Annotated in this window: 13 protein-coding genes; 8 read left to right on the plus strand and 5 right to left on the minus strand. The window is 62.6% G+C overall.

What is annotated here, in order from left to right; translation table 11 throughout:
* Window positions 1-284 precede the first annotated feature (284 nt).
* Window positions 285-1784: a CoA-acylating methylmalonate-semialdehyde dehydrogenase gene (locus BFQ01_RS04785; RefSeq protein WP_027603551.1), complete on the minus strand. Its 1500-nt coding sequence runs from the start codon at window positions 1782-1784 to the stop codon at window positions 285-287.
* A 108-nt stretch (window positions 1785-1892) separates the two neighbouring features.
* Here BFQ01_RS04785 and BFQ01_RS04790 point away from each other — a divergent pair, with 108 nt between their 5' ends.
* The 4 genes from BFQ01_RS04790 (at window position 1893) to BFQ01_RS04805 (ending at window position 5592) form a co-directional block, all read left to right on the plus strand.
* Window positions 1893-2831: a LysR family transcriptional regulator gene (locus BFQ01_RS04790; RefSeq protein WP_065924410.1), complete on the plus strand. Its 939-nt coding sequence runs from the start codon at window positions 1893-1895 to the stop codon at window positions 2829-2831.
* A gap of 69 nt (window positions 2832-2900) precedes the next feature.
* Window positions 2901-3836 (plus strand): ornithine cyclodeaminase family protein, encoded by a 936-nt coding sequence (locus BFQ01_RS04795; protein ID WP_065924411.1) that lies wholly within the window; start codon window positions 2901-2903, stop codon window positions 3834-3836.
* Complete coding sequence (locus BFQ01_RS04800; RefSeq protein ID WP_065924412.1) at window positions 3833-4966, plus strand: NAD(P)/FAD-dependent oxidoreductase; 1134 nt, start codon at window positions 3833-3835, stop codon at window positions 4964-4966. The genes BFQ01_RS04795 and BFQ01_RS04800 overlap by 4 nt, the downstream gene beginning before the upstream one ends.
* Window positions 4966-5592 carry a helix-turn-helix transcriptional regulator gene (locus BFQ01_RS04805; protein WP_065924413.1) on the plus strand — a complete coding sequence of 209 codons (627 nt, stop codon included), beginning with the start codon at window positions 4966-4968 and terminating at the stop codon, window positions 5590-5592. Before BFQ01_RS04800 ends, BFQ01_RS04805 begins: the two co-directional genes overlap by 1 nt.
* A 219-nt stretch (window positions 5593-5811) precedes the next feature.
* On the opposite strand, the gene BFQ01_RS04810 is transcribed toward BFQ01_RS04805, so the two are convergent.
* Window positions 5812-6588 carry an ABC transporter substrate-binding protein gene (locus BFQ01_RS04810; protein ID WP_065924414.1) on the minus strand — a complete coding sequence of 259 codons (777 nt, stop codon included), beginning with the start codon at window positions 6586-6588 and terminating at the stop codon, window positions 5812-5814.
* Window positions 6589-6852: 264 nt separating this feature from the next.
* On the opposite strand from BFQ01_RS04810, the gene BFQ01_RS04815 reads away from it, so the two are divergent.
* Window positions 6853-8535: an AMP-binding protein gene (locus BFQ01_RS04815; RefSeq protein ID WP_065924415.1), complete on the plus strand. Its 1683-nt coding sequence runs from the start codon at window positions 6853-6855 to the stop codon at window positions 8533-8535.
* A 47-nt stretch (window positions 8536-8582) separates the two neighbouring features.
* Here the strand turns inward: BFQ01_RS04815 and BFQ01_RS04820 are convergent, their stop codons facing one another.
* Window positions 8583-9857, minus strand: a complete 1275-nt coding sequence (locus BFQ01_RS04820; protein ID WP_065924416.1) for a glucarate dehydratase family protein — start codon at window positions 9855-9857, stop codon at window positions 8583-8585.
* The gene (locus BFQ01_RS04825; protein ID WP_065924419.1) at window positions 9854-11218 is read right to left on the minus strand and encodes an MFS transporter; all 1365 of its coding nucleotides are present in this window, start codon (window positions 11216-11218) and stop codon (window positions 9854-9856) included. The genes BFQ01_RS04820 and BFQ01_RS04825 overlap by 4 nt, the downstream gene beginning before the upstream one ends.
* A gap of 106 nt (window positions 11219-11324) precedes the next feature.
* Here BFQ01_RS04825 and BFQ01_RS04830 point away from each other — a divergent pair, with 106 nt between their 5' ends.
* Window positions 11325-12227: a LysR family transcriptional regulator gene (locus BFQ01_RS04830; RefSeq protein WP_027603529.1), complete on the plus strand. Its 903-nt coding sequence runs from the start codon at window positions 11325-11327 to the stop codon at window positions 12225-12227.
* 148 nt (window positions 12228-12375) lie between these two features.
* Here BFQ01_RS04830 and BFQ01_RS04835 read toward each other — a convergent pair whose 3' ends face one another.
* Window positions 12376-14337, minus strand: a complete 1962-nt coding sequence (locus BFQ01_RS04835) for a methyl-accepting chemotaxis protein (RefSeq protein ID WP_065924417.1) — start codon at window positions 14335-14337, stop codon at window positions 12376-12378.
* A gap of 357 nt (window positions 14338-14694) precedes the next feature.
* Between BFQ01_RS04835 and BFQ01_RS04840 the strand changes: the two genes are divergently transcribed.
* Both BFQ01_RS04840 and BFQ01_RS04845 read left to right on the plus strand, forming a co-directional pair.
* A complete protein-coding gene (locus BFQ01_RS04840; protein WP_065924418.1) occupies window positions 14695-15153 on the plus strand; it encodes a (2Fe-2S)-binding protein in 459 nt (152 codons plus the stop codon).
* On the plus strand, window positions 15153-15617 hold a 465-nt coding region (locus BFQ01_RS04845; protein WP_176718734.1), incomplete at its 3' end, for a molybdopterin cofactor-binding domain-containing protein. The genes BFQ01_RS04840 and BFQ01_RS04845, both read left to right, overlap by 1 nt.

The following is a 15617-nucleotide window of genomic DNA, read 5'->3' on the forward strand; positions in this document are numbered from 1 at the left end:
TGAGCGGGCTTGCCCCGCGCGGGGCTGCGAAGCAGACCCAAAACCAGGCGCTGCGGTTTACCTGACAGAACACAGGGAGCCTGATTGGGGCTGCGAAGCAGACCCAAAACCAGGCACTGCGGTTTACCTGACAGAACACAGGGAGCCTGATTGGGGCTGCTTCGCAGCCCAGCGCGGGGCAAGCCCGCTCACCACAGCAAGCCCGCTCACCACAGTTACAGTGTTTTTCCTTAACTGACTGGCAAGTCCCCTCCCACATGGGTTCCGCTGTGTTCTTTTGGCCGTTATTTGGACACCGGCATCGCAAACTCCGCACCCTGCTCGATGCTCTCCGACCAGCGCTGCATGATCGATTTCTGCTTGGTGTAGAAGCGCACACCCTCAGTGCCGTAGGCATGCATGTCGCCGAACAGGCTCTTCTTCCAGCCACCAAACCCGTGCCAGGCCATCGGCACCGGGATCGGCACGTTGATGCCGACCATGCCCACTTCGATACGCCGGGCAAACTCGCGGGCAATGTTGCCGTCGCGGGTAAAGCAGCTGACGCCGTTGCCGAATTCGTGGTCGTTGACCAGCTTCACCGCCTCGGCGAAGTCATTCACGCGCACGCAGGCCAGTACCGGGCCGAAAATTTCTTCGCGGTAGATGCTCATCTCCTGGGTCACGTGGTCGAACAGGGTCGCGCCGAGCCAGAAGCCGTTTTCCAGGCCAGCCTCGGTGGGTACATAGTCACGTCCGTCGAGCAGCAGTTGCGCGCCGGCCTGCACGCCTTGTTCGATGTAGCCGCTGATGCGCTCCAGCGCGGCGCGGGACACAATCGGGCCCATCTCCGCCTTGAGGTCGCGGCCGTCGGTGATGCGCAGATGCCTGGCGCGTTCGGTCAGGGCGGCGATGACCTTGTCACCGACATCGCCGACCAGCACCGCTACGGAAATGGCCATGCAGCGTTCGCCGGCACTGCCGTAGGCGGCGCCCATCAAGGCATCGACGGTTTTTTCGATATCCGCGTCCGGCATCACCACCATGTGGTTCTTCGCACCGCCCAGGCCTTGCACACGCTTGCCGTTGCGCGCACCGGTTTCGTAGATGTACTGCGCAATCGGCGTGGAGCCGACGAAGCTCACGGCCTTGACGTCCGGGTGCGCGATCAGCGCGTCCACCGATTCCTTGTCGCCCTGCACCACGTTGAATACGCCTTTGGGCAGGCCGGCTTCACGCAGCAGTTCAGCCATGAACAGCGAAGCACTTGGGTCGGTCGGGCTTGGCTTGAGGATGAAGGTGTTGCCCGCCGCAATGGCGATCGGGTACATCCACATCGGCACCATCACCGGGAAGTTGAACGGCGTGACACCGGCCACGACGCCCAGGGGTTGGCGCATCGTCCAGTTGTCCATGCCACGGGAGACCTGGTCGGAATGCTCGCCCTTGAGCAGGTTGGGGATGCCGCAGGCGAATTCGAGAATGTCGATGCCACGGTCGACTTCGCCCTGGGCATCGGTGAAGACCTTGCCGTGTTCGGCGACGATGATGCGCGCCAGGTCGTCCTTGCGCTCACGCAGCAGGTGCAGGTATTCGAACAGCACGCGGGCGCGACGGATAGGCGGGGTGTCGGCCCAACCGGCAAAAGCGGCCTGTGCAGCGGCGACGGCTTCGGACACGGTCTGGCTGCTGGCCAGGGCAACGCGGCCGGTGATTTCGCCGGTGGCCGGGTTGTAGACGTCCTGATAGCGATCATCGCGGCTGACGCGCTGGTCGTTGATGTAGTGCTCGATTGTTGTAGTCATGGCAGTCGATCCAGGTGGGTTGCGTTGGGACACACGATAGGCTTTCGGTTTGTTCCAAACCAGAGCAGAATCAAGAACTGATTGTCCTTATAAGCGAACAATAAGCCCATGGAAAAATCCGAGATCGAAGGGCTGTGGACCCACATTCACTGGCTCTCAGTGCTGGAGGAACACGGCACCTACACCGCCGCCGCTGCGCGCCTGGGGGTGAGTAAATCCGCGGTCAGCCAGCGCATTTCCGACCTCGAGAAAGCCACCGGCACACGGCTGGTGACCCGTACCACGCGCAGTGTGCGGTTGACCGATGCCGGGTTGTCGCTGACCCGTGAAGTGCGCGGTGCCTATGAGCAAATCGCGCGCAGCTTCTCGTCGGTGCGCGATTCCGCCGGGGAGATTCGTGGCCTGGTGCGCTTGACCGCCCCCGTGGCATTTGCCCGGCAACAGCTGGTGCCGCACTTGGCGGAATTCCTGCAGCAATACCCGCAGGTGCGTATCCAGCTGGATGTCTCGGATGCCCTGAGCTCCCTGGCGGCCGAAGGCTACGACCTCGCTGTGCGCCACGGTTTCCAGGTGCCGGAAACCCATGTGGCCTGGAAGCTGTGCGACACCGGTTCGGTGCTGGTCGCCAGCCGCGATTACCTGCAACGCCACGGCGAACCCCGCGAACCCGGCGACCTGTCGGCGCACAACTGCCTGTTCTACCCGCGCGGCACCGACCAGCCCGCATGGACCTTCGAGCGCGGCAGCAAAAAGGTCGAACGCCTCACCGTGCCCATCGCCGGCAGCTTCGCCACCAACAACAGCGAAGCCCTGCGTGATTCGGCGCTCAACCACCTGGGCATCGCCCTGCTCCCGGACTTCAGCGCCCACGCTGCGCTGGCCAGCGGCAAGCTGGTACAGGTGCTCAAGGGCTGGACACTCAAGGGCGCGTTTGCCGATGAGATCTACCTGATTCGGCCGTATTCGCCCCATGTGCCGAAGTCGGTGAGTGCGTTGGTGGGGTATTTGAAGGAAAAGTTATCGACGGGATTCCGCTTCGAGGGCTGAGGTTTTTAGCTTGCCCAACGGAACTAAAAGTCCATAATGGACAAATAAGTTCAGATATCGGAGATATCCATGTCCAGCGCGCCCCATGTAATCAACCAGGCCCAGGCCCGTGAACTGCTCGCCCAAGTCGATGTACCGCAGATCCTGCACACGCTGTTTCGCGCCCTGGCCGCCGGGCACGCGGTGCAACCGGCGCAGCAATTAGTGGCGTTCCCCCACGACGCCGGCGATTTCATCAATTACCTGGGCGTGCTGGCTGAAGAGGGGGTGTACGGGGTCAAGACCTCGCCGTATATCGTGCGCGAGCAAGGGCCGCTGGTGACGGCCTGGACGCTATTGATGTCGATGCAAACCGGCGAGCCCCTGTTGCTGTGCGATGCCGCCGAATTGACCACCGCGCGCACCGCCGCGACCACTGCGCTGGCGGTGGAGGCGCTGGCCCCGCAGGTGGCACGGCGCCTGGCGATCATCGGCAGCGGCAAGGTCGCGCTGGCACATTTGCATTACGTGAAGAATCTGCGGGACTGGCAGGGCATCAGCCTGTTTTCGCCACGCCTGGCCACTGCCAATACCGACGCCATCAAACGCCTGGATCCACGTTTGAGCATCGCCAACAGCTGCGATGCGGCGGTGGCCGACGCCGATGTGATCCTGCTGTGCACCTCATCGGCCGGCCCGGTGATCGACCCGTCGCGCTTGAGCAAGCCGGCGCTGATCACCTCGATCAGCACCAACGCCCCGCGTGCCCATGAAGTGCCGCCCCAGAGCCTCAACGCCATGCAGGTGTTCTGCGACTATCGCCAGACCACCCCCGGCTCGGCCGGCGAAATGTTGATTGCCGCTGAACAGCACGGCTGGGACAAGAACGCGATCGTCGGCGACCTGCCCGAACTGCTCAGTGAGCAGGTACAGCGCCCGGCCTATGACCGCCACGTATTTTTCCGTTCCATCGGCCTGGGCCTGGAAGACATCGCCCTGGCCAATGCCCTCTGGAGACTGTTATGAGCCATGCCGACTTCATCATCATCGGCGGCGGCATTGCCGGCGCGTCCACGGGTTTCTGGTTGTCGCCCCATGGCAAGGTGCTGGTGCTGGAGCGTGAATCCCACCCGGCCTATCACTCCACCGGACGCTCGGCGGCGCTCTACACGGCGGCGTATGGCACCCCGCAGGTGCGGGCGTTGACCCAGGCCAGCCGCGCGTTTTTCGATAACCCGCCGCCGGGTTTCTGCGAGCACCCGCTGCTGACGCCACGCGGCGAAATGACTGTGGACTTCAACGGTGACGCCGCCGAATTGCAGGCCCAGTACCTGAGCGCCAAGGCCACGGTGCCCCAGGTCGAACGGCTCACGGCGGATGAAGCCTGCGCGCGCCTGCCGATCCTGCGCCGGGAAAAAGTCCATGGCGCGCTGTATGACCCGACCGCCAGCGACATCGACACCGACGCCCTGCACCAGGGCTATTTGCGCGGTATCCGACGCAATCAGGGCGAAGTGCGTACCGACAGCCATGTACTGGGCTTGAGCCGTGACAGCGCGGGCCTCTGGCACGTAAACACCCAGGACGGGACCTACACCGCGCCGATCATTATCAACGCCGCTGGCGCCTGGGCCGATCATATCGGCGGGCTGGCGGGCGCCGCGTCCATCGGCCTGCAACCCAAGCGGCGCTCGGCATTTATCTTCGCCGGCCCCGAAGGCGTGGACAGCCACGCCTGGCCGATGCTGGTGGCCCTCGACGAAGCCTTCTACATGAAACCCGACGCCGGCATGTTCCTCGGCTCGCCGGCGAATGCCGACCCGGTGGAGCCCCAGGATGTACAGCCCGAAGAGCTGGACATCGCCATGGGCATCTATCAGATAGAAGAAGCCACCACCCTGACTATCCGCCGCCCGACGCGCACCTGGGCCGGCCTGCGCAGTTTTGTGCACGATGGTGATTTGCTCAGCGGCTTCGACCCACAGGTACCCGGCCTGTTCTGGGTGGCGGCGCAAGGCGGTTATGGGATCCAGACATCGCCCGCCATGGGCCAGGCCAGTGCAGCGCTGGTGCGCGGTGAAGCGTTGCCGGAACCACTGACACGGTTCGGCCTCGACGCTGGTATGCTCTCCCTCGCCCGCCTGGAGCCCCATTGATGAACAGCGCCGAACACGAAAAAGTCCTGCAGAATTTCCGTGCGATTGCCGATGCAATCGCCACGCTGTTCTTCCCCCACGCTGAAGTGGTGCTGCATGACCTGCGCACGCAAAAAGTCGATTACATCGCCAATAACCTGTCCAAAAGGGGCATTGGCGACGACTCGGCGCTGGAGGACATGCTCAGCGCCGACGTCAGCGACGTGAATATCGGCCCCTACGAAAAGCTCAATTGGGATGGCCAGAAAATCCGCAGCCTGAGCACCGTGTTGCATGACCACACAGGGCGCCGGCTGGCAGTGCTGTGCATCAACCTGAATATCTCACTGTTCGAAAACGCCAAGGCGGCGCTGGACCTGTTCCTGTCGCCGAGCAAGCTGATCCCGCAACCGGACTCGCTGTTTCGCGATGACTGGCAGGAGCGTATCAACACGTTCCTGCATGCCTGGATGCGCGAGCGCCAGCTGAGCCTGAACCTGCTCACCCGTGACCACAAGCGTGAGCTGGTACTGGCGCTGCATGCCGAAGGCGCGTTCAAGGGCAAGAGCGCCTCGAACTATGTGGCCAATGTGCTGGGCATGGGGCGGGCTACGGTCTACAAGCATTTGAAGGAGCTCAGGGGCTGATCAAATGTGGGAGGGCTTGCCTCAATGCCAGTCAGTTAAGGCTTTTTGTAGGAGCGAGCTTGCTCGCGAAAAACTCGCAGGCGCCGCGTTCATTCAGGAAGCACGCGTTATCGTTGACGTTTTTCGCGAGCAAGCTCGCTCCTACAGGAGGCGATGTACGCTTAACTGACTGGCATTAGGGCTTGCCCTCTCCCACCACATTTTGCCCGCGTATGATGCTCAATCGCCGTAGATGTCGGCCTTGAAGTACTGCTGTGAAATCTTCTGGTATTCCCCACTGGCACGAATGCCGTCGATGGCGCTGTTCAGTTCGCTGACCAGCGCGGTATTGCCCTTGCGCACCGCGATCCCGGCGCCCTCGCCCACGTATTTCGGGTCCTTGAGTTCCGGGCCGACAAACCCGTAGCCCTTGCCCCGAGGCATCTGCAAAAAGTCATTCAAGGGAATGGTGTCGGCAAAAATTGCATCCAGCCGGCCTGCCGCCAGGTCCATGTAGATCTCTTCGTTATTGCTGTAGCGCTTGACGTTGATGCCCTTGGGTTCGAACACCTCGGTGGCGTAACGGTCGGTGGTGGTGGCGCGCTGCACACCCACGGTCTTGCCCTTGAGGCTGGCGTACTGGTCATCCACCACGGCACCGTCCCTCATCACCAGGCGCGAGGAGGTGAAGTAGTACTTGTGGGAGAAATCCACCGACTTCTTGCGATCGTCATTGATGGTCATGGACGACAAGGCCATGTCGATTTTCTTCACTTTGAGGGAAGGAATCAGGCCGTCGAATTCACCTTCGACCCACACACACTTGACCTTCATCTGCGCACACAGCGCATTGCCGATGTCGTAGTCGAAGCCGACGATCTTGCCCTCTTCGGTCTTGGACGCAAACGGTGGGTAAGCCGCTTCGATGCCGATACGCAGGGTTTTCTCGGCGGCCAGGAGGTGGCTGGAGGCGATCAGGCCCAAGGCCAGGGCGGTGATGAGGGGGAGTTTCTTCATGGTCGTGTCTCGCGAGTTGTTATTGGTTTTGGCAAGCGTGAAGAAAAAGCTGGAGCGGGATCTTTTGTACTTATAATTCCATACTGGACTTTTACGTATAACCCGTCAATCACCACTCGCCAGCCCTTATCACCCATGACTTTTTTGCACAACGCTCCGGTGTTTTTGAGCGTTTTGCTCTTATTTATGCGTGCCTATACTCGGTCCAGCCTCTCGGTGCACCCGAAGGGCCAGTCCCCACAACAATAATTAAGGACACCGACCATGACCCAGTCCTTCCTGGCTGCCCGGGATTTTCTGCTCGCGCACCGTACCGACTACGCCACCGCCGCCCGTGACTTTCGTTGGCCGCAACTGGACGCCTTCAACTGGGCCCTGGACTACTTCGATGCCATGGCCGAGGGCAATGCCGCCGACGCGCTGTGGATCGTCGAAGAGGACGGCAGCGAGCAGCGCTACAGCTTCCAGCAACTGGCCGCGCGCTCCAACCAGGTCGCTAACCACCTGCGCGCCCTCGGTGTTCGGCGTGGCGAGCGCGTGCTGCTGATGCTCGGCAACGATGTGGCGCTGTGGGAAACCATGCTGGCGGCCTTCAAGCTCGGCGCGGTGGTGATCCCCGCCACCGCCCTGCTCAACCCGGTTGACCTGCACGACCGCATCGAGCGGGGCCAGGTCCGCCACCTGGTGGTCGGCGCGGCGCATGTCGGCAAGTTCGAGGGCCTGGGCGAAGGTTGCAGCCGCGTATGTGTGGGAGCGGCGCCGACTGGCTGGGTCGCGCACAGCGCCGCCTTTGAATACCCCGAGCGGTTCGAGGCCGAGGGCCGTACCTTGGCCACGGACCCGATGCTGCTGTATTTCACCTCCGGCACCACCTCAAAACCGAAGATGGTGCTGCACAGCCACCAGAGCTATCCGGTCGGCCATCTGTCGACCCTGTACTGGATCGGCCTGCAACCCGGCGACCTGCACCTGAACATCTCCTCGCCGGGCTGGGCCAAGCATGCCTGGAGCTGCCTGTTCGCACCGTGGAATGCCGGCGCCTGCATCTTTATCCATAACGTCGCGCGGTTCAGTGCCCAGGCGTTGCTCGGCGCGCTGGAGAAGTACCGGGTGACCAGCCTGTGCGCCCCGCCCACGGTGTGGCGCATGCTGATCCAGGAAGACCTGGCCAGCTACAAATCGCGCCTGAACCTGCGCGAACTGGTGGGCGCCGGTGAACCGCTGAACCCGGAGATCATCGAGCAGATCCAACAGGCCTGGGGCCTGCCGCTGCGCGACGGCTTCGGCCAGTCGGAAACCACAGCGTTGGTGGGCAATACGCCGGGCCAGGTGCTCAAGCCAGGCTCCATGGGCCGCCCGTTGCCGGGCTACCAGGTGGCCCTGCTGGACGCCGACGGCGTGCCGGGCACCGAGGGTGAAGTTGCCCTGCCCCTTGAGGTGCGCCCACTGGGCCTGATGCTCGGCTACGAAGACAGCCCGGAGAAAACCGCCGAGGTGATGCGCGACGGCTACTACCGCACCGGCGACACCGCGCAGATCGACGCCGACGGCTACATCACCTTTGTCGGGCGCGCCGACGACGTGTTCAAGGCCTCCGACTACCGCATCAGCCCCTTCGAGCTGGAAAGCGCGCTGATCGAACACCCGGCGGTGATGGAAGTGGCCGTGGTGCCCAGCCCCGATCCGTTGCGCCTGGCGGTGCCCAAGGCGTTCCTGATCCTGGCCCATGACGCCCCGGGCAGCGCCGAACTGGCCGCGCACATCCTCGCCTTCGCCCGCGAGCATCTGGCGCCCTACAAGCGGGTGCGGCGGATCGAGTTTGTCAGCGAGTTGCCCAAGACCATTTCCGGCAAAATCCGCCGGGTGGAGTTGCGGCAGATGGAGGTGGTGCGGCGCCAGAGCGACACACGGGGTGAACAGGAGCACTTCGAAGAAGATTTCAGCTAAAAAAAGCCCGGTGACGCAAGTCACCGGGCAAAACGAAGCGACCAGCTTCAGAAACGCGGTTTGACGGTCTTCCAATCCGGTTGATAGCGCTGCATCTGCTTCACGTCGTCGCGCTGGCGAATGCCGCAGCTGAGGTATTGGTCATGCAGCTTGCCCAGTTGATCAGGGTCCAGTTCCAGGCCCAGCCCCGGTGCGCGGGTGATCTTCACGCAGCCGTCGACAATCGGCAGTTTGCCGCCCTTGATCACTTCTTCGTCCGGTTCTTGCCAGGGGTAGTGGGTGTCGCAGGCGTAGTCGAGGTTGGGCACCGACGCGGCCACGTGGGCCATGGCCATCAGGCTGATGCCCAGGTGTGAGTTGGAGTGCATCGACACGCCCAGGCCAAAAGTCTGGCACATCTTCGCCAATACCTGGGTGTCGCGCAGGCCGCCCCAGTAGTGATGGTCGGCGAGTACGATCTGCACGCTGTTCAGGGCCACGCTGCGGCGGAACTCGTCAAAATCGGTGACCACCATGTTGGTCGCCAGGGGCAAGCCGGTGCGTGTGTGCAACTCGGCCATGCCTTCCAGGCCGGGGGTGGGGTCTTCGTAATACTGCAGGTCGTCGCCGAGCAGTTCGGCCATGCGGATCGAGGTTTCCAGGGACCAATTGCCATTCGGGTCGATGCGCAGCGGCACGCCGGGGAAGGCTTTTTTCAGGGCCTTGATGCACGCCACTTCATGCTCAGGGTCCAGCGTACCGGCCTTGAGCTTGATGCTTTTGAAGCCATAGGTGTCGATCATCCGCCGCGCCTGGGCGACGATCTGTACTTCGTTGAGGGCTTCGCCCCAACTGTCGGGTTTATAGGGCGAGTCGATGTGCTCGGCGTACTTGAAGAACAGGTAGGCGCTGAACGGGATCCGGTCGCGGATCGCGCCGCCCAGCAGGTCCACCAGCGGCACATTCAGTGAGTGCGCCTGCAGGTCGAGAAACGCCACCTCAAACGCCGAATAGGCATTGCTCACTGCCTTGCTCGCATGGGAACCGGGGGCCAGTTCGGCGCCGGCAATGCTCGCGGGTTTGTGCGCCGCCACGGTGGCCTGCACGATGGCGCGCAGTTGGTTGAGGTTGAACGGATCAAGGCCGATCAGTTGATCCTTGACCTGTTGCTGGATCGCCAGCGCCGGGGCATCGCCGTAGCTTTCGCCAAGGCCGATGTAGCCGGTGTCGCTCTCGATTTCGATGATCGAGCGCAGCGCGAAGGCTTCGTGGATACCGCTGGCGTTGAGCAGCGGCGGGTCGCGAAACGCGATGGGGGTGACGGTAACGCGGACGATTTTCAAGAGGCGGCTCCCTGTGGGCCTGGACGCAAGGCATGATGATGAGTCGGTTTGGAGGTGGGCGGCACACCGGGCCGTGGTGCGGTGCGCGCAAAAAACACCACCACCGCGGCCACCAGCGAGGTCGCGGCCAGGCCGTACAGCCCGCCTTCAATCGAACCGGTGGTCTGCTCCAGCAGGCCGAAGGTGGTGGGAGCAACAAACCCGCCGAGGTTGCCGACCGAATTGATCAAGGCAATCACCGCCGCGGCGATGCGCGCATCCAGGTAACCCTGGGGGATCGGCCAGAACAGCGCGGAAGCGGCCTTGAAGCCAATCGCGGCAAAACAGATGGCGACAAACGCAAACACCGGCCCGCCAGTGGTGGACATAAACATGCCGACGGCGGCGATCACCAGCATCAGCGCCACCCACGCCTGCTGGTGTTTCCACTTGCTCGCCAGGGCGGCGAACCCATACATGGCGACGATGGAAATCAACCACGGGATCGAGTTGAACAACCCCACCTGGAAGTCGCCCAGGTTGCCCATTTTCTTGATCATGCTCGGCAACCAGAACGTGGCGCCGTAGATGGTCAGGGCGATGGAAAAGTAGATAAAGCAGAACAGCGCGATCTGCTTGTCGGCCAGCAGCTTGAACATCGACGGCCGCACGCTCTGGGTGGCTTCGCGGGCCGTTTGCTCAAGCGCGATGGCCGTCACCAGCGCGTGTTTTTCTTCGTCGCTGAGCCACTTGGCCTGATGGGGGTGGGACTGCAACCAGAACCACACAAACCCGCACAACAGGATGGAGGCAAAACCCTCGATCAGGAACATCCACTGCCAGCCATGCAGGCTCAAGCCGCTGACGTTGAGCAACGCCCCCGACACCGGCCCGGAAATCACCGAGGCGATGGCCGAACCGCTGAGGAAAATCGCCATCGCCTTGCCGCGCTCGGCGGCCGGCAACCATTGGGTGAAGTAGTAGATGATGCCGGGGAAAAAACCGGCTTCGGCCGCGCCGAGCACGAAGCGCAGGATATAAAAGCTGGTTTCGCCTTGGACAAAGGCCATGGCCATCGCAGCCGCGCCCCAGGTGAACATGATGCGCGTCAACCAGGCCCGTGCGCCATAGCGCTGCAGCAGCAGATTGGACGGCACTTCGAAGATCGCGTAACCGATGAAGAACAGCCCGGCACCCAAGCCATAGGCGGCGGCGCCAATGCCCAGGTCGGTCTCCATATGGCTGCGCACAAAGCCGATATTGACCCGGTCGATGTAATTGACGATGAACATCACCACGAACAACGGCAGTACATGGCGCTTGACCTTGGCGGCTGCGCGGGCGAGCACGCTCGGGTCGGGCGGATTCTGGACGGTATCCAAGGGCAACTCCCAATCATTGTTTTTTTAGGGACGCACCGATGATGGACGCCGGGGATTGTTCCCGTCTAATCTAACTTGGCATTCGATTGATACCTGGATTAGATCAATGTTCGAACTGACGCAACTGCGCTGCTTCACCACCGTGGCCACCGAGCTGAATTTTCGCCGCGCCGCCGAACGGCTGAACATGACCCAGCCGCCCCTCAGCCGACAGATCCAATTACTGGAGCATCACCTCGGCGTAGAGCTGTTTACCCGCACCACCCGCAGCGTTGCCCTCACCGCCGCCGGCCGGGCGTTTTTCATCGAGGCGCAGAACCTGTTGGAGCGCGCCCAGCAGGCAGCCGTGACCGCACGGCGTTTTGCCGAGGGCGATATCGGCACGGTGAATATCAGCTTCGTCGGCAGCGCGGTGTATGAGTTTTTGCCCAGGGTCATCGCCGAGGCACGGCTCAAGCAGCCCCAGGTCAGGATCGACCTCTCGGAGATGAACACCTACCAGCAATACGAAGCCCTGCGCGCGCGGCGCATCGACCTGGGCATCGTCCGCGCGCCCCTGCTGGAACCCGGTTATGCCACCGAATGCCTGGTGCGCGAGCCCTTCGTGCTGGCGGTGCCGAGCAGCCATCGACTGGCCAGTGCCGACAGCGTCAGCGTCCACGACCTCGACGCCCAGCCGTTCCTGATGTACGCCCATGCGGCCTACCCGCCGTTCAACGAACTGCTCACCGGGCTGCTGCGCTCGGCCCGTGTCGCACCGGAATACGTACAGTGGCTGGGCTCGTCCCTGACCATCCTGGCCCTGGTCAACGCCGGCATGGGGCTGGCGCTGGTACCGCGTTGCGCCAGCAGTGTGGTGTTCAAGAACGTGGTGTTTCGCGATATCGACCTGGGCGAAGGCGCGCAAAGTGAACTGCACCTGATCTGGCGCGAGAACAATGACAACCCGGCGTTCGCGATGTTGCTGGAGGGGATTCGCAGTGCGGTGCGTGACGGGTGGGCGGACTAATGGAACAGGCTTCGTCGAAATCAAAGCCCCGCCACAATCCATCCAACACCGCTAAACAACTGTGGGAGGGGGCTTGCTCCCGATAGCGGAGCGTCAGTCACTGTAGAGGTCGACTGACCCACCGCCGCCGGAGCAGGCCGCCCTCGCCTCACGCCACCTTGAACCGATTGACCAGCCGCTGCTGGTGCTCGGCCAAACGCGCCAATTCCTGGCTGGTGATTGCGGTTTGCTCGGCGCCGGCACTGACCTGGATGACCAGGTCGTTGATCTCGTTGACGTTACGGTTGATGTCTTCTGAAACCGCACTCTGCTCTTCGGCCGCCGAAGCAATCTGCAGGTTGCGATCACTGATACTGGCCACGCCTTCGGCGATCTCCAACAACAATTCACCTGCACGTTCGACCTTGCGCGCACCGTCCTGGGCCTTGCCCAGAGTCTCCTGCATGGACGAGCTCGCCCGATCGGAACCACTTTGCAGGTTGCTGATCATCTGCTGAATATTCCCCGTGGACTCCTGGGTCTTCTGCGCAAGTACCCGCACCTCGGACGCCACCACGGCAAATCCGCGCCCATGATCCCCTGCCCGCGCCGCTTCGATGGCCGCGTTCAGGGCCAGCAGGTTGGTTTGCTCGGCAATGCCGCGAATGACGTCGAGCACGGAGGAAATCCCATCGCTTTCCTGCTTGAGTTCGCCAATGATCAGCGCGGTGTCCTCGGCCTGCCCGGAGAGCTGGCGGATCAGGGTGATGGTGCCTTCGATCTCGGTACGTCCTTGGGTGGTGCTGGTATTGACCCGTTGCGACAGTTGCGCCGCATCGTTGGTGCTGTGCGCCACCTCGCGCACGGTGGCGCTCATTTCGTTGATCGCCGTGGCCACCAGTTCAGTGCTTTGGCGCTGCTGCTCGACGCTTTGGCTGGTCTGCATCGTCACGGTTGAAGACTCCTCCGCCGCCGTTGCAACCTGTGCGGTGGCGTTGCCGATTTCCTGCACCACGCCACTGATCTCTTGCGCCATGCGGTTGAGGTTGCGCGAGATCTGACCGAATTCGTCCTTGCTGTCATAAGTCGCCCGCGCGGTGAGATCGCGCTGTGCCAGGTCATTGAGCACGCGGTTGAGGTCGCGCACCGCCGAATCGATCATGCGGATGATCAGCCAGGACAACACCGCCACCGCCAACAGGGACACGATCACTGCGCCAACGGTCAACCATAGGGCGCGGCGGGCGTCATCCCGCTCGTGCATCGCCAGGCTGCTGACACTTTGGCCCAGGGCTTCCTCCACTTGGCTCATCAGGTCAATGCGTTGGGTAGAGGTTTCAAACCAGGCTTCGGGTTTGATCCCCAGCGCCTGCCCCATCGGCACCTCAAACGCCAGGCGCTGCAACTTGGCGACTTCGACGGCGGCCGGTTGCTGCATTTGCGTATCGAACTGCGCCAGCGAGGCCGCGGGTGCCTTGCGCCGGAATGCATCGTAATAGGCGCCGAACTCGCCCAGGTTACGGCTGAAGCGCGACAACAGCGCTTCATCGAAATGCCCCTGGGCGAAGACCAGGCCCAGCACCACGCGCTCGCGTCCGGCCCGCTCTTTCATTTCGATAAATTGATTCAGGGCCCCCAGGGCGTAGACGATGGTCGCGTTGTTGACGCTCGCTTCCAGGGAATGGGTGTAACCGGTCAGCACTTGAATGATCTCGGTATACCGCGCGCCGGATTCGGTGCTGTTGATGCTCAGTTTATCGACCTGCCCGCGCATCGCCGGCAACTGGTCCAGGGCCCGCAGGACGTTGTCCAGGTTCGCACCGCCGGAGGTGGACAAACCGCGCACCACCTCGACGGCCGCGCTGGAGTCCCTGCGCATCTGCACCATCCGATCGCCCATGGACTTGCCGCCACTGCCGAGGAACACGCCACTGGCACCACGCTCACGCTGCAAGGTGGTAATCAACTGGCTCAACTTCTGGGCGGTGGCGCTGGCCATCACCGTGGTGTTCATGTCACGCAGCGTTTTGTAGTTGTCCACCACAAACACGCCGGCCAGGGTCAGGAACCCGAGCATGGGCAGCAGCAGAATCAACAACAGTTTCAGACGCAGCGGAGCGTTCTTAAGCATTTCCCTAAAGCCTCATGTCCATGGATCAGACTGGCGCCTGTCACGCCAAGATAGTGGCGCCATAATATCACCCATGAAAACAGCGCTACCGCTCTCGGACGGCCATCTGGAGCCAATAGGGGGTTGTACTGACCCAGATCAATAAACCCTCACAAACCAATCGACTGCCGGCCCCTGTGTTGATCGAGCACCTTGCTTGACTGACTCAATCCTCTCGAATACTTGCCTGATCCTCCGAATGTTCGGTTTTTTCGTAGATGGCCCTTGTGCCCTGATCTAGAGTTCGACAATGGGCGCCCATCGCCTTTCTTATAAGAAACACGCCATCCCGACCGATGATCAGCAGGTGAGCCAGCCATGGAATTACGCATCAACCAAAAAACCTATCAGGTCGACGCCGACGCCGACACGCCGCTGCTGTGGGTGATCCGCGATGACCTGGGGCTGACCGGCACCAAGTACGGCTGCGGCCTGGCCCAATGCGGCGCCTGCTCGGTGCTGGTGGACGGCAATGTCGTGCGTTCGTGCGTCACGCCGGTGGCCGGGGTGGTCGGGCGTGAGATCACCACCATCGAGGCTATCGAAGCCGATGCAGTCGGCAAGCGGGTGGTCAGTGCCTGGGTCGAGCATCAGGTGGCGCAATGCGGTTACTGCCAGTCCGGGCAGGTGGTGGCAGCCACCGCGCTGCTCAAGCACACCCCCGCCCCCACCAATGCGCAGATCGACGCGGCCATGGTCAACCTGTGCCGCTGCGGCACCTACAACGCCATCCATGCCGCCATGCATGACCTGGCCGCCGGGAAGGAGAGCGCCTGATGAACACGCCATCCGTCATCCCTGGCATCACATTGGGCGAGCCGATCAACCTGTCGCGTCGCCGCTTCCTGGCCAGCACGGCCGTGGGTGCGCTGGTCATCGGTTTTGGCCTGCCGCTGGGCTCGGCCCGAGTGCAGGCCGCTGCCGCCGCAGAACGCGGCACCCAGGTGCCGGCGTTCCTGGAGATTCGCCCGGACGGTACGGTGCGCCTGCTCAGCCCCTTTATGGAAGGTGGCCAAGGCACCCACACCGCCATGGCGCAGATCGTCGGCGAAGAGCTGGATGCCGACCCTGCCACCTTTATCGTCGAAGCCGCGCCACCCGGTGAGGCCTATGTGGTGATGGACAACGGCATGCGCATCACCGGCGGCAGCATGTCGGTGCGCATGAGCTACCCGGTCATGCGCCGCCTGGGCGCCCTCGCCCGCGCCATGCTGTTGCAGGCCGGCGCCGAGCAGCTTGGT

It is taken from the genome of Pseudomonas sp. 8 R 14, assembly GCF_900005955.1.
Classification (GTDB): domain Bacteria; phylum Pseudomonadota; class Gammaproteobacteria; order Pseudomonadales; family Pseudomonadaceae; genus Aquipseudomonas; species Aquipseudomonas marginalis.